At 66.5% G+C, this 18,069-nt stretch carries 13 protein-coding genes; 7 read left to right on the plus strand and 6 right to left on the minus strand.

The window, feature by feature from the left end:
- Nucleotides 1-3: 3 nt before the first annotated feature.
- Both ACFY5D_RS13535 and ACFY5D_RS13540 read right to left on the minus strand, forming a co-directional pair.
- Nucleotides 4-981: an AAA family ATPase gene (locus tag ACFY5D_RS13535; protein WP_387530535.1), complete on the minus strand. Its 978-nt coding sequence runs from the start codon at nt 979-981 to the stop codon at nt 4-6.
- A gap of 4 nt (nt 982-985) precedes the next feature.
- Complete coding sequence (locus tag ACFY5D_RS13540) at nt 986-1,825, minus strand: IclR family transcriptional regulator (RefSeq protein ID WP_387530538.1); 840 nt, start codon at nt 1,823-1,825, stop codon at nt 986-988.
- 192 nt (nt 1,826-2,017) lie between these two features.
- Here ACFY5D_RS13540 and xsc point away from each other — a divergent pair, with 192 nt between their 5' ends.
- Nucleotides 2,018-3,823: a sulfoacetaldehyde acetyltransferase gene (xsc, locus tag ACFY5D_RS13545; RefSeq protein WP_387530541.1), complete on the plus strand. Its 1,806-nt coding sequence runs from the start codon at nt 2,018-2,020 to the stop codon at nt 3,821-3,823.
- Between the two features lie 155 nt (nt 3,824-3,978).
- Nucleotides 3,979-5,319: an NAD(P)/FAD-dependent oxidoreductase gene (locus ACFY5D_RS13550; RefSeq protein ID WP_387530544.1), complete on the plus strand. Its 1,341-nt coding sequence runs from the start codon at nt 3,979-3,981 to the stop codon at nt 5,317-5,319.
- Between the two features lie 353 nt (nt 5,320-5,672).
- Here ACFY5D_RS13550 and ACFY5D_RS13555 read toward each other — a convergent pair whose 3' ends face one another.
- Nucleotides 5,673-6,887 carry a M20 family metallopeptidase gene (locus ACFY5D_RS13555; RefSeq protein WP_387530547.1) on the minus strand — a complete coding sequence of 405 codons (1,215 nt, stop codon included), beginning with the start codon at nt 6,885-6,887 and terminating at the stop codon, nt 5,673-5,675.
- Nucleotides 6,884-8,305: an MFS transporter gene (locus ACFY5D_RS13560; protein WP_387530550.1), complete on the minus strand. Its 1,422-nt coding sequence runs from the start codon at nt 8,303-8,305 to the stop codon at nt 6,884-6,886. The genes ACFY5D_RS13555 and ACFY5D_RS13560 overlap by 4 nt, the downstream gene beginning before the upstream one ends.
- 127 nt (nt 8,306-8,432) lie before the next feature.
- Between ACFY5D_RS13560 and ACFY5D_RS13565 the strand changes: the two genes are divergently transcribed.
- From ACFY5D_RS13565 to ACFY5D_RS13580, 4 genes are all read left to right on the plus strand, one after another.
- A complete protein-coding gene (locus ACFY5D_RS13565; RefSeq protein ID WP_387530553.1) occupies nt 8,433-9,434 on the plus strand; it encodes an AsnC family transcriptional regulator in 1,002 nt (333 codons plus the stop codon).
- Nucleotides 9,435-9,543: 109 nt separating this feature from the next.
- Complete coding sequence (locus tag ACFY5D_RS13570; protein ID WP_387530556.1) at nt 9,544-11,193, plus strand: exo-alpha-sialidase; 1,650 nt, start codon at nt 9,544-9,546, stop codon at nt 11,191-11,193.
- A gap of 4 nt (nt 11,194-11,197) precedes the next feature.
- Complete coding sequence (locus ACFY5D_RS13575; protein ID WP_387530559.1) at nt 11,198-11,758, plus strand: histidine phosphatase family protein; 561 nt, start codon at nt 11,198-11,200, stop codon at nt 11,756-11,758.
- 188 nt (nt 11,759-11,946) lie between these two features.
- Nucleotides 11,947-12,732 carry an SDR family oxidoreductase gene (locus ACFY5D_RS13580; RefSeq protein WP_387530562.1) on the plus strand — a complete coding sequence of 262 codons (786 nt, stop codon included), beginning with the start codon at nt 11,947-11,949 and terminating at the stop codon, nt 12,730-12,732.
- 112 nt (nt 12,733-12,844) lie between these two features.
- Here the strand turns inward: ACFY5D_RS13580 and ACFY5D_RS13585 are convergent, their stop codons facing one another.
- Nucleotides 12,845-15,259, minus strand: a complete 2,415-nt coding sequence (locus tag ACFY5D_RS13585; protein WP_387530565.1) for a DEAD/DEAH box helicase family protein — start codon at nt 15,257-15,259, stop codon at nt 12,845-12,847.
- A 266-nt stretch (nt 15,260-15,525) separates the two neighbouring features.
- Here ACFY5D_RS13585 and ACFY5D_RS13590 point away from each other — a divergent pair, with 266 nt between their 5' ends.
- Nucleotides 15,526-17,214 (plus strand): long-chain-fatty-acid--CoA ligase, encoded by a 1,689-nt coding sequence (locus ACFY5D_RS13590; RefSeq protein WP_387530568.1) that lies wholly within the window; start codon nt 15,526-15,528, stop codon nt 17,212-17,214.
- A 21-nt stretch (nt 17,215-17,235) separates the two neighbouring features.
- Here ACFY5D_RS13590 and ACFY5D_RS13595 read toward each other — a convergent pair whose 3' ends face one another.
- Nucleotides 17,236-17,901: an alpha/beta family hydrolase gene (locus ACFY5D_RS13595; RefSeq protein WP_387530571.1), complete on the minus strand. Its 666-nt coding sequence runs from the start codon at nt 17,899-17,901 to the stop codon at nt 17,236-17,238.
- Nucleotides 17,902-18,069 lie beyond the last annotated feature (168 nt).

Below are 18,069 nucleotides of genomic sequence, written 5' to 3' on the forward strand. Positions count from 1 at the left end.
TGTCTAGACCCCGGCCGGGACGAGTGCGTACGACTCGTCGAGCTCGGAGGCGAAGCACCGCTGGTAGTACTCGGAAATGGTGAAGCGTTCGGCCTCGTCGCACTTGTTGACGAAGGAAAGCCGGAAAGCCAGGCCCGGGTCGCGGAAGATCGAGATGTTCTCCGCCCAGGTGATCACCGTGCGCGGGGACATGAGGGTGGAGATGTCGCCGGCGGCAAAGCCGTCGCGGGTCAGCGTGGCGACCTGCACCATGGAACGGATCAGCTCCATGCCCTTGGCATCGGCAAGCGCCGGGACGCGGGCGGCGACGATCTGCGCCTCGTCCTCGAGTGGCAGGTAGTTCAGCGACGCGACGATGTTCCAGCGGTCCAGCTGGGCATGGTTCAGCCGCTGCACCCCGTGGTACATGCCGTTGAGGTTGCCCAGGCCCACGGTGTTGGAGGTGGCGAAGAGCCTGAAATGGGGGTGCGGGTGGATGACCCGGTTCTGATCGGTCAGCGTGAAGCTGCCCTCGCGCTCGAGCAGGCGCTGGATCACGAACATCACGTCGGGGCGCCCGGCGTCGTACTCGTCGAAGATCAGGGCCATGGGCTGGACCATCGCCCAGGGCACCACGCCCTCCTGGAACCGGGTTTCGGGTTGGCCGTCCCGGACGACCACGGTGTCCTTGCCGACCAGGTCCAGCCGGCTGATGTGCCCGTCCAGGTTCACGCGCATCGCGGGCCAGTTCAGCCGTGCCGCGACCTGTTCGATGTGGGTGGATTTCCCGGTGCCGTGCAACCCCTGGACCATGACACGGCTGTTGTGCGTGAAGCCGGCCAGGATGGCCAGGGTGGTGTCGCGGTTGAAGCGGTAGGCGGGATCGATGGTCGGGACGTGCTCGGTGCGTTCGATGAACTTGGCGACGCGCAGGTCGCTGTCGATCCCGAAGACCTCGCGCACCGAAACGAGGATCTGGCCGGGCGCCTGCAGCTCGTTCATTTCCTCACCACCCGACCGCGATGGGTTCGGATTCCGGGGAACCCAGGTCCGCGTGGTCCTCGAGGCGGGCGATGCTTTCCGCGGCCAGCCGCAGGGCCGGCAGCAGCTTGATCAGGTCGTCGGTGCTCTTGCGCATCATCGGCGCCTGCACCGCCACGCAAAGGTTCGAGCGCCCCGAGGAATTCGGGACCAGGACGGCCAGGCAGACCAGACCGTCCAGGAATTCCTGGCGGTCCAGCGCGTAGCCGTGCAGGCGGATCTGGCCGAGTTCGGCCTCGATCTCGGCGGTGTCGGTGAGCGTGTGGGCGGTGAAGCGCTGCAATTCCCCGGTGGCCAGCACGCGTTCGCGCTGCGTGGGGCCGAACTGGGACAGGATCATCTTGCCGCTGGCCGAGCAGTGCACCGGCACGCGCGAACCCGGGCCCAGGTGGACGCGAATCGGCTCATCGGTTTCCACACGGTCAAGATAGATGACCTCGTTGCCGGACAGAGCCGTGATGTTGCAGCTTTCGCCGATCTCGTCGACCAGCCGGCGCAGGATCGCGTGGCGGGTTCCGTAGCGGGTGTCGTTCAGCAGCACGTCCTCGGCCATGCGCCGCATGCGCGAGCCCGTTCCATAGTGCCGGCCGTCGCTCTGCCGGGTCAGCAGGTTGGCGCCCTCCAGCTGCTGCAGCATGCGGTGCAGGGTCGGCTTGGGCAGGCCAGTCTGGTCCACCAGCGACTGCAACGTAAAGAGCTGGTCGCGGGTGGTGATCAGCTCGAGCAATGCGAACAGCCGCAGGGCCGGGGTTTCCCCTTCAACGGCACCCGCGGGTCCGAGTTCCGGTTCCGTGAGGTTTTCCATGATTGGTCCGATCTGCCGATGTGCGAAGTTTCATTAAATCGTATCAGTGAGAAGAATAAATGGAACAGGGGGTTGACGGATGTGATTTGGGTCGCATAGTTTTGTCATCAATCCCGCTTTTGGGAACAAAACGAACCATTTTTTGAGACATTGCATGGTTGGAGTGTCTCGATATCGTGAAGGAGAGTTGTAATGACAGAAAAGGCCGCTTCCCGCGAAGTAACCAAGGGCGCCCAGAAGATGACGTCGTCGGAGGCCTTCGTTGAGACCCTGGTGTCCAACGACGTCACCGACATCTTCGGCATCATGGGCTCCGCGTTCATGGACGCCATGGACATCTTCGCCCCGGCCGGCATCCGCCTGGTCCCGGTGGTCCACGAGCAGGGCGCGGCACACATGGCCGACGGCTATGCACGTGCCTCCGGCCGCCACGGCGTGGTCATCGGCCAGAACGGCCCCGGCATCTCCAACTGCGTCACCGGCATCGCCGCCGCCTACTGGGCACACAGCCCGGTCGTCATCATCACCCCGGAGGCGGGAACCAACACCATCGGCCTGGGCGGCTTCCAGGAAGCCAACCAGCTCCCGATGTTCCAGGAGTTCACCAAGTACCAGGGCCACGTGACCCACCCGAACCGCATGGCCGAATTCACCGCACGCTGCTTCGACCGCGCCATGAGCGAAAACGGCCCGACCCAGCTGAACATCCCGCGCGACTACTTCTACGGCGAATCCATCACCGAGATCCCGGCCCCGCGCCGCGTTGACCGCGGTGCCGGCGGCACCAAGTCCCTCGACGAGGCCATCGAACTGCTGAAGACCGCCAAGAACCCGGTCATCGTTTCCGGCGGCGGCGTGGTCATGGCAGACGGCGTGGAGGAGTGCAAGGCCCTGGCCGAGCGCCTCGGCGCACCGGTTGTCAACAGCTACCAGCACAACGACTCCTTCCCGGCCAGCCACCCGCTTTGGGCGGGTCCGCTGGGCTACCAGGGATCCAAGGCCGGCATGAAGCTGATCTCGGAGGCCGACGTCGTGGTCGCCCTCGGCACCCGCCTCGGCCCGTTCGGCACCCTGCCGCAGTACGGCCAGGCCTACTGGCCCACCGAAGCCAAGATCATCCAGATCGATGCGGACCACACCAAGCTCGGCCTGGTTAAGAAGATCTCCGTGGGCATCACCGGCGACGCCAAGGCCGTTGCCATCGAACTCTCCAAGCGCCTCGAGGGCATCGAACTGGCATCGGATGCGACCAAGGCCGAACGCGCAGCAAACATCAAGGCCGAAAAGGAAGCCTGGGAGCAGGAGCTCTCCGAGTGGACCCACGAGCAGGACGAATACTCGCTGGACGTGATCGCCGAGGCCGAGGGCGAGGAAGGCAACTGGCTGCACCCGCGCCAGGTGCTGCGCGAGCTGGAAAAGGCGATGCCGGAAGACGTCATGATCTCCACCGACATCGGAAACATCAACTCGGTGGCCCACAGCTACCTGCGCTTCGAGAAGCCGCGCAGCTTCTTCGCCCCGATGTCGTTCGGCAACTGCGGCTACGCGCTGCCGACCATGATCGGCGCCAAGGCCGCGGCCCCGCACCGCCCGGCCATCGCCTACGCCGGCGACGGCGCCTGGGCCATGAGCATGGGCGAGGTCCTCACGGCCGTCCGCCACGACATCCCGGTCACCGCGGTCGTCTTCCGCAACCGCCAGTGGGGTGCCGAGAAGAAGAACCAGGTCGAGTTCTACAACCGCCGCTTCATCGCCGGCGAGCTGGACAACGGCGAATCCTTCGCCGAGATGGCCCGCAGCATGGGTGCCGAGGGCATCGTCGTGGACAAGCTGGAGAACGTCGGCGCCGCCCTCAAGGAGGCGCTGAACAACCAGATGATCGACGGAAAGACCACCGTCATCGAGATCATGTGCACCCGAGAACTGGGCGACCCGTTCCGCCGCGACGCGCTCTCCACCCCGGTCCGCCACCTGGACAAGTACAAGGACTACGTCTAAACCGGCGCAGCCTTCCTTCAAGACTCGTGACGGGGCCGGCCTGGCTTAGTGGGACCGGGCCGGCCCCGTTGCGGCCACCCCCAAGATTTTCCGGCGGACCGCGCACCAGGACGTGCGCGATTCGCCGTCACCAACAATTCGGATTGGAGCGAGAAATGGTCAATACGCAGACCCCGGAGCACGTGGTCGTCATCGGTGCCGGCATGGTGGGGCTTTCCACCGCCTGGTACCTCCAGGAACACGGCGTCAAGGTCACGGTCGTGGACCGCGAGGGCGTGGCCGCCGGTTCCTCCTGGGGCAACGCCGGCTGGCTCACCCCGGCCCTCACGCTTCCGCTGAGCGAGCCGTCGGTGTTGACCTACGGGCTCAAGACGATGTTCGATCCGGCCTCGCCGCTCTACATCCCGCTCTCGGCCAAGCCCTCACTGATCCGCTTCCTGCTCGGGTTCGCCCGGCACTGCACGCCCGGGAAGTGGCGCGAGGCCATGGCCGTCTTCAGCGAGATCGGCGCCACGGGCCTTGACGCCTTCGACGAACTCGCCGAGGGCAGCACGACCACTACGGTCGCCCGCAGCTCGGCGGAGGCCAACGCATGGGGCGCGGATGCGGGAGCCGGCTCGGTGGCACTGTCCACCGGCATGAGCGAGAAGACGAAGCCCGCCGAACCGTTCCTCACGGGCTTCAAGAACCTCAAGGACCGCGACGCGCTGCTGCACGAGTTCGAGGGCATCCGGGCCTCCGGCGGCAAGGTCGAGTTCGACCTGCTGGGTGCCGACGATATCCGCGCCCTGGAACCGACGCTCGGCGACGGGGTCAAGGCCGGCGTGCAGATCCACGACCAGCGCTTCATCAACCCGCCCAAGTTCATGGATTCGCTCGCCGATTCCGTGCTGGCGCGCGGCGCCGACATCGTCACCGGCTTCGACGTGGTCGACATCCGCGAACACGACCACGGCGTCGAGGTGGTGGATACGCAGGGCAGGATCCAGCACGCAGACTCGGTGGTCATCGCCTCCGGCGCCTGGCTGGGCAAGCTCGCCCGGAAGTTCGGCGTCAAGCGCGTGGTCCAGGCCGGTCGCGGCTACTCCTTCACCGTGGTTCCGGAGGTCATGCCGACCCACCCGATCTACTTCCCGGCACAGCGCGTGGCCTGCACCCCGCTGGGCGACAGGTTCCGCGTTGCCGGCACCATGGAGTTCCGCGATGCCGACCACCCGCTGGAGCCCAAGCGCATCGAGGCGATCGTCGCCGCCGCCTCCCCGCTGTTCACGGGCATCAACTGGGAGGACCGCCAGGAGGAATGGGTCGGATCCCGCCCCTGCACCACCGACGGGCTGCCGCTGATCGGAGCCACCCGATCCTCCCGCGTGCACGTCGCCGGCGGGCACGGCATGTGGGGCGTGGCGCTGGGCCCGCTGACCGGCAAGATGCTTGCCGCGTCGATCACCGGGGAATCGGTCCCGGCCGTGATGCGGCACTTCAACCCGCTGCGCTAGATCGCCGTCCGGAACGACGGCGGGGGGGGGGGGGGGGGGGGGGGGGGGGCGCGCGGGGGCCGCGCCCCCCCCCCCCCCCCCCCCCCCCCCCCCCCCCCCCCCCACCGGGCTTTAGGCGGATGGCTTCGGCGGCGAGCGCATCGTGCCCATGGGCTTCCGGTTGCTGCCTGCGTATGTGTGCCGGCGGTCCTGCCCTGGAAACGTGGACCGTGGCGACCCATGAGGCCGTGTCCCCGAGCGAGGCATTCAGCGCCAAACCGGTGTGCTTAATGCCGGCTATCATCAACGAAAACCTCGAGACCGCCAACGGCGTTTAGTCCAGGCGCCCGGTTTTGATCCGGAGGGTGGCCGGATCAACCGTGGGTGTTGCTGAGCAGCCGTTCTCGTTGCCGGGGATCGGCTGCCGCCGCGCTGGCGGCCATGGCCAGGCCGAATGCGCCGTCGAGCACCGCCCTGTTTGCGGAGACCGACACCCCGTGGCGGGCAAACTCTGCCGTGTGATGGACGGCGCCGCCCACGTCGTACCCCAGCAAGGGGTGAATGCTTGGCACCAAATGGGAGACGTTGCCCATGTCGGTGGACGCCACCGGTTCCGTGCTGAAACGGACGTCCCGCCCCCGGGCGGCCATCGACTTGCGGTAGGCCTCGGACAGGAAAGGGTCCTGCCGCAGCTCCACGAAGGGGTGGCCTGTGGGGGTGATCGTGAGGGAGCTGCCGCTGGCATGTGCACCGGCCTCCAGGCAATGCCGAATCCGTCCCTCGATGATGCCCAAGCTGGCCATGCTGGGCGATCGCATTTCCACGCTGGCCCGGGCACGTTCGGGGATGACGTTGACCGCGCTTCCGCCCTCCGTAACAATCAGCGACACAATGGACCCCGGTGGAAGCTGCTGCCTCGCCAGGGCGACGGCGGTTTGCGCTACAACCAATGCATCCAGTGCGTTGATGCCCTCCTCCGGTGCTGCTGCGGCGTGCGAGGGACGGCCCTCGTAGAGCACGTCCCACATGCACACGGCCAATGAGCTGCCACCCACCACGTCCTCGGAACCGGCATGGGCCATCATCGCCATTGAAACATCGGCGAAGAATCCTTCGTTGATCAGGTCCACCTTGCCGCCGGTGGTCTCCTCGGCCGGCGTGCCCAGCACTTTGACGGTGATGCCAAGCTCCGCGGCCACGGCCGCCAGACCCAGGGCAGCACCCACGGCGGAGGCCGCGTTCACGTTGTGCCCACAGGCGTGTCCAATGAACGGCAGGGCATCGTATTCGACGCAGAGCGCCACCACCAGCTCCCCGGACCCGAACCGCGCACTGAAAGAGGCCGGCAAGTCGGGCTGGACCGCATCGAAAGTGAAGCCGGCCTTCTTCAGCAGCGTGGAGACCCGGTCCGCGGCACGAAACTCTTCCCCGCTGGGCTCGGGATCGGCATGTATCGCATGGCTCAGGCCAAGAACATCGGATTGCCAGTGCTCCAAGGCTGCTGCCACTCTGCCCTCGATCTCGGAGTCCAAGGCCGGGATCGCTTCCGGCGTCCGGGGAAAATCGGTTGGCGGGACAGATGCGCTCATGCCAGGACCCCGGAGGCCTTGCGCTTGGGATAGCTGGCGGAGGCTGCCGCTGCGACCAGTGCGGCAACGGCCAATGCTCCCCAGATTGCGATGAGGCCACCCTCGCTAATGCGACCAGAGACGGCGAACGTCGATGAAATCATTTTCACCACGGCCGCACCAACCGCAATGCCCACTGAGAGCGCCAGCTCGTTGAGGCCGGCCGCGGTAGAGGTCTCCTCCAGCGGCACACCCTCAACCGAGAGCGATCGAGTTGCCGCCTGGTACATCCCCAAGCTGAGGTTGAACATCGCAAACCCGACACAGTACGCCACAAAGGAAGCATGTGCCACGGCCATGACCGCGAAGCCGCCTGCCAGCAGGAGGCCGGCGAAGACCAGGGTCGCACGTTCGCCGAAAATCCTCAGTAGCGGTGCGGTCGACAGCGAGGAGATCAGCGAGAACACCGATGCCACGGCAAGGACGATGGCAATCATGAACGGACTAAGAGCGAATCCGTAACCCGCCTTGTCCGGGTTCGCGTGCAAGAAGATCCCGTTCGTGCCGAAGTAGCTAATGGACGCGAAGCCGAAGAAGAACGTGGCCAGCGATACGGCGCGGATCCGCGGGTTCGCGAGCATGCGCAGGTCCATGAACCTCTTTCCGACACCCGGGTTCCGGCTGTCAAGCACGGCCCAGGCCGCCAGCAACGCTAGCCCCAGTAATCCGCAACCGATGGTCCGTACGTCCCACCAGCCCCAATCCGGGCCCATCGAAAGTGCGACCACAAAGCCAATCAGCCCCAATGAACAAGCCAGCAGCGGTGTGACGGCGAGCCCCTCCCTCGTGGGTGTCCCGGCATCGGGCAGTAGGAAGGAGCACACCAGTGCCGCTACGGCAAACGGGACCGCTACCCAGAAACCCAGAGTGGGGTCGGTGACGCCGACAATGCCGGCCAGCAGACCGCCCGCGCCAACCATGATCATCAGCACGCCGATCATGACGCTGACTCCCGTGCGGGTATGTCCCGGGCTGGTGACTCTTAAAATGCCCATCATGAGCGGGATGAACCCAACGACGCAGGTGAGCATGACAACGCCCACCGTCACTGTCCACAGAGACGGCCACAGGGCCATCAGGAGCACCCCCAGCGTGACAACGCCTGTCGACCAACGAAGCACGAGCCGGTATCCATAGCTGTCGCCGAGCCGCGAGATAATCGGCGTGAGCACGGCAAAGCTGACATTTGAGATCAGGAAGATGCCGTTGATCGTCGGATCGTCGATCGAAAAAACGGGCCCGAGCGCGGGCAGGATGGGATTCAAGTATCCCTGGGTGACGCCGCTGAGCGATTCGATCAGGGCCATCGCCACGATCATGCCCAAGATGGTTCGTCGCGCAATGGCCGCCGTGACCGGTGGCGCTGTCTTGTTTACCATGCGATTCCTTATGGTTTGGGACGCTTGCGCCCGAGTGGCGCGAGTCACAACGCTATCTTTGCGTCCGCGTTGCCCTTCCAAACTGTTTGAAATCACCAGATAGATGATCAATATGTAAGAATCGACCATGATCTCAGAACTTGACCTCGAAATCGTCAATGCATTGCAGGTCAATCCCCGCGCTGACTGGTCCAGGGTCGCCGATGTGCTCGGTCTTTCCGCTCCCACCGTTGCCCGTCACTGGAACGCCCTCTCGGAGCAAGGGCTGGCCTGGATCACTCCCGCTCCGGGGCCGCGATACCCCAGCGTGGGGTGGTCGGCGTTCATTTATGTGTCATCAGTGCCCGCTGAGCTCGAGGCCATTGTCAGCCGCCTCTGCGCAGAACCGGCTTTCGGCACGGTATCCCTGGTGTCGGGATCGCACGATCTGTTCATCGATTGCTTTGCGTCGAGTCATGAAGCCCTGATGGATATTCTCACGGGCGCATTTGCTGATTTGCCGGGGGTCACCCAAAGAGAGATCGTCTTCATCACCAAGCTATACAGGCAGGCCGCCGACTGGCGCAGCGGCACCCTGGAACCCGGGCGCGCGCAGCTCATTGCCGCCAGCGCTCAGCCGCCGCCGCCCGAGTTTCAACCAGACGGGCTCGATGCGCTCTTGCTGGAGGAACTAGCCCGCGATGGAAGGGCCACTTGGGCGGAAATGGGTGCCGCTTGCATGGTCTCGCCACAGACGGCCAGACGGAGGCTGGAACGCTTCCTCGCCGCCGGCTACATGGCGCTCAGGTGCGATACGTCCATGGACTTTCAACAAGGCATGCGGGAGGTCACGCTCGTCCTCAACGTTCCCGCCATCCATGTTGACGCGGTGGGCCGGTATTTCTCGGAACTGCCAAGTTGCCGCCTCAGCGCACAAGTTTTGGGCGCCCAAAACCTGGTAGTGACGTTGTGGGTCCGCGACTATCTGGAAGTCCAAGGCCACGAGCGGGAGCTGGCAACTCGCGCTCCGGGAAGCACCGTGATCTCTCGGCAGGCGGTAATCCGCTACTACAAGCGTCTTGGTCACCTTCTGGATGGGGCCGGAAGAAACAGTGGGTTGGTTCCTCTGCCACTGTGGCACGGAGAATAGCCAGCGGCGCGGCACTGGGCCACGTCCTCTGATGGATGGCCCACGTCAATGGCCCGTAACCAAGCCGAACCAACTTGGCCCGCCAGCCAAACACGGGTAGATGTGGGGGATGCCCAATGCTTCCGAAGGATTCTCCCATCAGGTTCTCGCCGCACGCGGCGTCGGCGGCCACCGCCAATACCGGATCCCCGCGCTGGCGGTTTCCATCCGGGGGACCGTCCTGGCCGCCTACGACGGCCGACCGAACCTCGACGACCTGCCCAACACCATCGACCTCCTGCTGCGACGCAGCCTCGACAACGGACTGAGCTGGGAAGAGCAGCGGGAGATCCGCACAGGCACCGGGTTGCAAGGCTTCGGGGATCCGAGCCTGCTGGTGGACCGCGCCACCGGGCGGATCTTCTGCTTCCACGCGGCGGGCACCCATGCCGGGTTCTTCGAGGCCGTCGAGGGCCTCGAGCCCGAGGACGCGGTGCAGCACGTGGACATCTCCCTCTCGGACGACGACGGCCTGAGCTGGAGCCACCGCCGCATCACCGCGCAGCTCAAGCGCGCCGGCATCACCGGCCTCTTCGCCGCTGCCGGCGCCGGGATCCAACTGCAAGAAGGCCCGTGGGCGGGGCGGCTGATCCAGCAAATGGTCATCCTGCTGCATGGAGAGATCCGCGCGGCCTCCGCCTACTCAGACGACCACGGCGAAAGCTGGGCGCTGGGTGAACCGACGGCCACCGAGGCCAACGAAAACAAGGTCGTCGAGCTCTCCGGCGGACGCGTGCTGCTGAACTCGCGCGCCCGCGGCGCCAGGCTGCAGGCGCTGTCCACGGACGGCGGACACAGCTACGGGCCGCTGGTTCCGGTGCCGAGCCTGCCGGACCCCAGCGACAACGGAAGCATCTTCAGGCTTCCGGAAACGGGCGCCGGCCCCGGCGCGCTGCTGGCCACCAACAACAGGGACGCCGACCTGCGCCGCAACACGGTGCTCAGCATCTCCCGCGACGAGGGCGCCGGCTGGCGCCCGGTGGCGACGATCTGCCCCGGTTCCAGCGCGTATTCCACCGGCGCCGTGCTCGCCGACGGATCGCTCGGCGTGCTCTACGAGGCCAACGGCTACAGCGAAATCGTCTTCGCCAGGCTGGATGCGGAAGCCCTGACGCCTGCATTGCTGCAGGCCGAGGCCGAGACGTACCTCGACGACGACGGCGGGGACTTTTCCATGGTGCTGCGCTCGATCACACCCGGCCGCCCCGCACGCTGGATCAGCGTCGGGGAATCCCATGTCATTTCCGCGGAGCCCGCCCAGTGGGGCGTGCACACGTGGAAGGAAATCGGGCAGGGCTACGGGGACGGGGACCAGATCCTTGGCACCCGCGAGGCCCAGGACGCGAACTACGGGCCCGCCGCCCCGGGACTGCGCGCCGGGGACATCCTGGCCTTCACCGGGCGTTTCAGGAATAGCGGAATTGAAACGGTCAAGGCGCAGCTGGAGGCGAACTTCGACGGGGACCTGGCTGCCGACTTCCCCGTCGCACAAGTGGAGGCCGGAGGCCAGACCCTGTATTTCACTCCCACCTACACGATCACGTCAGAGGACGTGGAACGCGGCGAAGCGATCGTCCATTGCGCGGTGGAAGCCGGGGACCGCCGGTGGGATCGCCGTTTCCGGGCGGACACCGCGACAGGTTCCGTGGTGGCCCTCGACGCCGGGTCGTTCGCGCGGCGTCGCGAAGTAGCGGCCGGGGGACCCGCGGGCAGAGAATGAACCCATGAAACTAGGATTCATCCGCCACGGCCAGACCGACTGGAACGCCGAAGGCCGACTGCAAGGCTCCAGCGACATCCCGCTTAACGACGTGGGAAGGCAGCAGGCACGCGACGCGGTGGCGGTGCTCGGCGCGGGGCACTGGGACGCGATCGTCAGCTCCCCGCTGTCCCGGGCGCGCGAGACGGCCGAGATCATCTCCGACGGACTGGGCATCGAGCTGGGCCGGAGCTACGACGAACTCATCGAACGCGACTACGGCCAGGCCGAGGGCATGCGCGACGAGGAGTGGGAGGTACTGTGGCCGAACAAGAACGGCGGCGGCATCGAAGCCCTCGACTCGGTGGTGGCCCGCGGGCGCAAGGCGATCGAGCTGATCGCGGCGGATCTCCCCGGCAGGAACGTGGCCATCGTGTGCCACGGAACCATCATCCGCTACACGCTTTCCGCACTCGCCGGACGCCCGTTCGACACGATCCTCAACGGCTCGGTCTCATTGCTGGACGACGACGAGGGGCCGTGGGCGGTGCGCAGCGTCAACGGGGAGTCGCTGGTCAATCCCTGACGGCGGTCTCGGAGGGGGCCCTGGCGCCCTTGGAGTGGACCGCGCCTCAACATGCTGTCGTCTCGACAGTAAAAATGATATGGTGTCGCAAGGACAGTAAGTGTGATTCCCGGTCAGGCCGGGGACTCGCTGTCCGCCGGAACAACCCACCGCCGTCCCGTCAGGGATGACAGCGAAGGAGACACCTCGTGACCCGTACGTACATCATCACCGGAGCAGGCTCGGGAATCGGTGCGGCCGCGGCGCAATTGCTGCGCGAGCGCGGCGAAAACGTCATCGGCGTTGACCTGCGCGGGGCCGAGGTCGAAGCCGACCTGAGCACGCCCGAAGGGCGCGTTGCTGCCGCGGAAAAGGCCCTCGAGCTGGCGGGTGGCACGGTGGACGCGGTGATTGCCAGTGCCGGGATCTCCGCCCCGTCCCCGCTGACCGTCAAGGTGAACTACTTCGGCGTCACCGAATTCCTGGAGCATCTCGCCCCGGCGCTGGCCAGGAGCGCGGCCCCGCGCGCGGCGGTTGTCAGCTCCATGGCTTCGCTGCAGCCGAACTCTTCCGAGCTTGTCGATGCCCTGTTGGCGGGCGACGAAGTGGGTGCGGTGAAGATCGGTGCGGCGCTTGTCGATGCGGGCCCTGGTCCCGCCTACCTGAACTACCCCTCCAGCAAGCGTGCGCTCTCCCGCTGGGTTCGCCGGGAATCCATCACCGACACCTGGGCCGGTGCCAACATCCCGTTGAACGCCATTGCCCCGGGCACGGTGCTCTCGGCCATGACGACCGAGCTGCTCTCCACCCCGGAGGGGCGCGAACTGACCGACAAGCATGTTCCCATGCCGCTGAATTACCACTCGGAGCCAATCGTCCTGGCCCGCCTGTTGGCCTGGTTGACCAGCGCGGAGAACACACACGTTACCGGCCAGACCATCTACGCCGACGGTGGAGCCGATGCTTCCCTGCGCGGGGATGACATCTGGAACTAGTTCCCAAAGTCCAGATGTGACCGGGTGGACCGGTGCGGGCGTCGCGATCGAGTCATCGATTGCGGCGCCTTTCATTGTGATGCGGACTGCGGCGTGCTGCCGGGGCGTGAAACTACTTGGCCCTGGGCAGCGTGAATCCCATGTCCGCGTAGCCGGCCCGGCGCTTGGACCACGAGGATGCAAGCACCGGGGTGAGGACGTCGTGGTAGTCGTGCACCACCGCAACCTCCTTGCCCGGATGGCTGCGCGTCACCCTGCCCACGTACTGGACCAGCCTGCCCTTGAAGGATATGGGCGCGGCAAGGAATAGCGTGTCCAGGGCCGGGGCGTCGAACCCCTCGCCGATGAGCGAGCCGGTTCCCAGCACCACAATGGGCGACTCCGCGGCCGTGGCCTCGATTGCGGCAACCGCCGCCGTCCGCTCCCTGCCCTTCAGCGCTCCGGTCAGGATCACCGGTTCGATGCCGCGCACCCGCAGGCCGGCGGCCAGCAAATCCAGGTGGCGTTTCCACGTGGAAAGCACCAGCGCCTTGGCCCCGCCGGCGTACGCCGCGCACACGTCGTCAACGATTTGTGCCGATCGCCCGGGATCGTCCATGAGGTCCCTGTAGATTTCATGCAGTCCGCCGGGTTCCCCGGCAACGGCGTCACCCGCATAGGCGTAGGCGGTTTCGTGAAGCCGCAGCTCCAGGGCCGGGGCGGGAGCCTGTTCCACGGCATCGGGCAGCTGGCCGGGCCGTGCCTTGGTGAATTCGTGGGTCTGCGTGCCCAGCTGGTGGAAGATGAGTTCCTCCAGCCCGTCCCGGCGATACGGCGTGGCGGTCAGGCCGAGCCAGCGGGCAGCGGGGATCTGGTTCATGACCTGCGTGAAGGCGGCGGCCGGAACGTGGTGGCACTCATCGACGATGACCTGCCCATACCCGGAGCACAACTGGGCCACGTCCTTCTTGCGCGCCAGTGTGGGAAGCAGCGCCACGTCGATGGCGCCGCGCAGCCTGTTGCGCCCGCCTCCCAGCTGTCCGGCCTTGACGCCCAAAAGGGCAAGCACCTGGGCGCGCCACTGGTCGGCCAGCGCCTTCCGGTCCACCAGGATCAGCGTGCTGGTGTTGCGTGCCGCGGCCACGGCCAGCGCCATGACGGTTTTCCCGGAGCCCGGGGCGGCGACAATGAGCGAAAGATCGTGCTCCAGGGCGTGTGCGACCGCTTGGCGCTGGCCGTCGCGCAGCTCCCCGGCGAACGTGAAATCCTGGGCGGTACCCCGGTCCCTGTGGTCCTCAAGCTGCAGCGTGCTGCCCGCGCTGTGCACCAGTTCCTCCAGCAGGGGGCGCACCCCGCGCGGCAGGATCAGGTCGCCTTCGAGGGTTTCGTCGTAGCTGGTGAGGAAGCGCGGGGTGTCCCAGGTGGAGCGGCCCTGCCGTTGCTTCTCGTAGAACATCGGGTTGGGCAGGGATGCCGCGTGTTTCAACGCGCTGACCATGGCCGGGCCCAGGTCGTCCGCGCGCACCGTGATGCGGGAGCCGATCTCCGCATGGACAAGCGCGGCGGTCCGGGGCACGATCTTCGTCGCGGTGGGCGCCCGGAAGCGGGTCTTCGCGCCGGTGACGGGGGCCGGAAGCCTGCGGATCATCCGGCCGAGCTCGGCCGGGCTCACCCTGCCCAGCGTCGAGAGATAGGCCCACTGGTCCGCATAGGGTTCCAGCGTGCCGGTGTCCAGGAAAAGCGTGGCCCCGTGCTGCCGGCGCTTTCCGTTGAGCGGAGCTGCAATGAGGTTGCCCATGCCCTTGCCGGTGTGGCGGTCCTGGGACGGGAAAAGCCTGTCGTAGGACTTCAACGACATGGACCCGCGGATGTTCATGGCCTCGGTGAGCAACCCGCTGGCCAACGCCCGGGCATCGGTCGCCGGGACCTCCCCGGTGAAGAAGATCCAGACGTGTGCCCCGCGCCCGGACTGGGAAATCTCCAGGGCCGCGGGGATCTGGAAGTGGCGGGCCGCCTTGGTGTAGGCCAGGGCGTCGAGCAGGGCCGCGGCGCCGTCGAAGTCGGCCGCGACAAAGTAGCAGCCGTCGTTGTTGGTCAGCGGGTACAGGCCAAGGTGCTCGGAACCGCGCAGGTGGGCTTCGACGGCGGAGGGGGTCAAGCGCAGGTAGTCGGCGCTCTCCCGGTCCATCCACTTGCGCCAGCCCCCGGCGACGGCGGGCACCCAGCCCGAGCTTCCGGCCCTGGCGTTTTCCCAGCGCAGTGCATAGATGTCGGTGCGGGCGCGGAAAAGCGACTGGTAGAAGGCGACCTTCGTTTCTGCGGGGGAGCGGCTTGTCACCGGGCCGTCGGCGTGAAGCGCGAGTTCGGGTTGGGCCTCGCGCGCGGCCCGCGACTCATGCTCGCCGATCTCCAGCAGCCGCCGGAGCCGGGCGTTTTCGGCCCGCAGTTCATCCAGCTCCCGGCCCGGAAGCGCATGCCCTTCCACGGGGGCGTCCGCATCCGAAAGTGGCAGCTGATCTTGGATGGGACCGGCCTTGTGCGTCGTCACGTTCCCATTGTGCATGATTAAGGCCATGGTGGTTCGAAAATTTGGACTAATTCTTGCCATTTGTCCCCGAAATCCCGCGCATCTGGACCCGTCGGGGGCGAATCGGGGAAACGCACCCCGGATCTCCCGAGGTGCGAACCAATGCCGTCACGCGGCGCAAGGCCACGTATTCGCCTCGAAACACAGGGGCCTCGCCGGACGCGGGCCGAGAGTGAAACCGCGTCTCGGGGCAGGGTCACCACCTGGAACGGTGGAATGATTGGGGGATGGAGACCAATGAGACGCAGCCCTGGGTGAAGAACTACCAGCCGGGTGTTCCAGCGCAGATTGATCTCCCCTCCGAAGCCTTGACCAGGATGTTTGGGCGCGCCGTCGCGGAGGCCGGCGACAGCCCGGCCACGGAATTCTTCGGCCGCCGCACCAGCTACTCGGAGCTGGGCACGCAGGTGTCCCAAGCCGCGGAAGGCCTGCGCTTGCTGGGCGTCAAGGCGGGGGACAGGGTGGCCCTGATCCTGCCGAACTGCCCCCAACACGTCGTGGCGTTCTATGCGATCCTGCGCCTTGGCGCCGTGGTCGTCGAACACAACCCGCTCTACACGGCCCGCGAGCTGGCCGGCCAATTCGAGGACCACCAGGCGCGGGTGGCGATCGTCTGGGACAGGACCGCGGCGGCAATCAAGGAATTCCCCGAGGAAATCCAGCCCGGCCACGTGGTCTCCGTAAACCTTCTGGATGAGTTCCCCGCCGTCAAGCGGCTGGCCCTGCACCTGCCCGTGAAGCCATTGCGGACCACCAAGAAGGCGCTGACCGCACCGGCTCCGGGAACCACGCCCTGGAAGGAACTGTTGGGAGGGGGGACGCTCGATGCCAGCCATCCCCACCCCGACGTCCACGACCTGGCTGTCATCCAGTACACCTCGGGAACCGCCGGGCGGCCCAAGGGCGCGATGCTCAGCCACTTCAACCTGCACTCGAACGCACTGCAGGGCGAAGCCTGGATGCCGGGGGCCCGGCCGCGCAAGGAGATCTTCTACGCGGTCCTGCCGATGTTCCACGCGTTCGGCATGACCATGTACCTGACCTTCGGCGTGCGGAAACAGGGACTGCTCGTCCTCTTCCCGAAGTTCGATCCCGACCTGATCCTGGCCGCCATGAAGAAATCCCCCGTGACGATCTTCAGCGCCGTGCCGCCGGTCTACGAGCGCACGGTCCTCGCCGCCCGGGAAAAGGGCGTTTCGCTGCGCTCGGCCAAGTACTGCATCTCCGGCGCCATGAACCTGCCGGTGGAGGTCGCGCAGTTGTGGGAGTCGGTCGCCGGGGGACCGCTGGTGGAGGGCTACGGGATGACCGAAACCTCGCCCGTGGCCCTGGGCAACCCCCTGCACACGACCCGGAAGCCCGGAACCATCGGCCTGCCGTTCCCCTCCACCCTGGTCAAGGTCGTGAAGTTGGGCAACCCGGAAACCGAGGTCGCCCAGGGCGAGCCCGGCGAACTGTTGGTCAAGGGGCCGCAGGTGTTCATGGGCTACTGGAACAACCCCGAGGAAACCGACGCGGTGCTGCTTCCCGGTGGCTGGCTGCGCACCGGGGACGTGGTGACGGTGGACGCCGACGGATTCGCGACGATCGTGGACCGGGCCAAGGAGCTGATCATCACCGGCGGATTCAATGTCTCGCCGACCGAGGTCGAATCGGTGCTTCGCCAGCACCCGGACGTGAGGGACGCAGCGGCCGTGGGCAGGATCCTGGAAAACGGCGGGGAAATGGTGGTCGCCGCCGTGGAACTCGAGCCCGGCGCAACCCTGGACGAGGCCGCCCTGCGCGAACACTGCCGCGGAGCGCTCGCCGGCTACAAGGTTCCCAAGCGGATCGTGGCCGTCGACGACCTGCCGCGCTCGATGCTCGGCAAGATCCTGCGCAAGCAGGTCCGGGACCTGGTCGTGCCGATGCTCTAGGTGGTTCGCCCCGCCGATCGCTCAGCTGCTGGCAAGGACGAACTCCACCACGGAGTCGGCCAGCGCGGCACCGTCCTCTTCGGGTGTGCGTTTCGACCGGGCCACCTTGAAGGAATGGTCCCCGCCTTCAAACCACCTCAGGACGGTGTTGGCGCCGATGCGCTCAACCACCGGCTCCAACTCGCCCGGCAGCGCAAACGGGTCCCGGGTTCCCTGCAGGAAGAGCATGGGCACGTCGAGCCCGTAAAGGTGCCCGTCGCGGAGCTTTTCGGGCTTTCCCGGCGCATGCAGCGGGTAGCCCAGGAAGACAAGTCCGGCGGTTTCCATGCCCTCGGCCACCGCCATGGAAGCCATGCGCCCGCCGAACGACTTTCCCGCGGCGAAGACCGGTTGTCCGGCGGCCCGCTGCCTCGCGGCATCCATGGCAACGTTCCAGGTGGCAATCGCAACCGGCGGCCGATCGGGAAACTTCTTTCCCGCCTCGCTGTAGGGAAAATTGAAGCGCATCGTGGCAATGCCGCGTTCGTTCAGGGCCCCGGTGAACCCAGTGAGGAATGGATGGTCCATGCCGGCGCCCGCCCCGTGTGCCACGACGACGGTTGCGACGGATCCGGCCGGGTTGGCGAAAACAGCGGAAACCGCTGTGTCGCCGACGGCCATGGAAAACGATTCCTCGATTGCGCTCATGGACCCAATCTACGACAGAACATCGCAGAAACATGGCGCCGCCCGACCCGCGGCCGGGAGACGCGCATTCACCGCGGTCGGGGAAAGTTGGGCTCGAACGGGCCTTGGGCGCGAGCCTCCGGCCCGCCCACGGCCCAGGATTCCCCGGTGCATTGTCGCTCGATCAAC

This window comes from Paeniglutamicibacter sp. NPDC012692, assembly GCF_042901625.1.
In the GTDB taxonomy this organism is placed as follows: Bacteria; Actinomycetota; Actinomycetes; order Actinomycetales; family Micrococcaceae; genus Paeniglutamicibacter.

What these genes read in the sequence shown, in the direction of transcription:
- xsc (WP_387530541.1), top strand. Translation starts at nt 2,018, where the DNA reads ATGACAGAAAAGGCCGCTTCCCGCGAAGTAACCAAGGGCGCCCAGAAG.
- ACFY5D_RS13595 (WP_387530571.1), bottom strand. Translation starts at nt 17,901, where the DNA reads ATGAGCGCAATCGAGGAATCGTTTTCCATGGCCGTCGGCGACACAGCG.
- ACFY5D_RS13555 (WP_387530547.1), bottom strand. Translation starts at nt 6,887, where the DNA reads ATGAGCGCATCTGTCCCGCCAACCGATTTTCCCCGGACGCCGGAAGCG.
- ACFY5D_RS13590 (WP_387530568.1), top strand. Translation starts at nt 15,526, where the DNA reads ATGGAGACCAATGAGACGCAGCCCTGGGTGAAGAACTACCAGCCGGGT.
- ACFY5D_RS13565 (WP_387530553.1), top strand. Translation starts at nt 8,433, where the DNA reads ATGATCTCAGAACTTGACCTCGAAATCGTCAATGCATTGCAGGTCAAT.
- ACFY5D_RS13575 (WP_387530559.1), top strand. Translation starts at nt 11,198, where the DNA reads ATGAAACTAGGATTCATCCGCCACGGCCAGACCGACTGGAACGCCGAA.
- ACFY5D_RS13570 (WP_387530556.1), top strand. Translation starts at nt 9,544, where the DNA reads ATGCCCAATGCTTCCGAAGGATTCTCCCATCAGGTTCTCGCCGCACGC.
- ACFY5D_RS13540 (WP_387530538.1), bottom strand. Translation starts at nt 1,825, where the DNA reads ATGGAAAACCTCACGGAACCGGAACTCGGACCCGCGGGTGCCGTTGAA.
- ACFY5D_RS13560 (WP_387530550.1), bottom strand. Translation starts at nt 8,305, where the DNA reads ATGGTAAACAAGACAGCGCCACCGGTCACGGCGGCCATTGCGCGACGA.
- ACFY5D_RS13535 (WP_387530535.1), bottom strand. Translation starts at nt 981, where the DNA reads ATGAACGAGCTGCAGGCGCCCGGCCAGATCCTCGTTTCGGTGCGCGAG.
- ACFY5D_RS13550 (WP_387530544.1), top strand. Translation starts at nt 3,979, where the DNA reads ATGGTCAATACGCAGACCCCGGAGCACGTGGTCGTCATCGGTGCCGGC.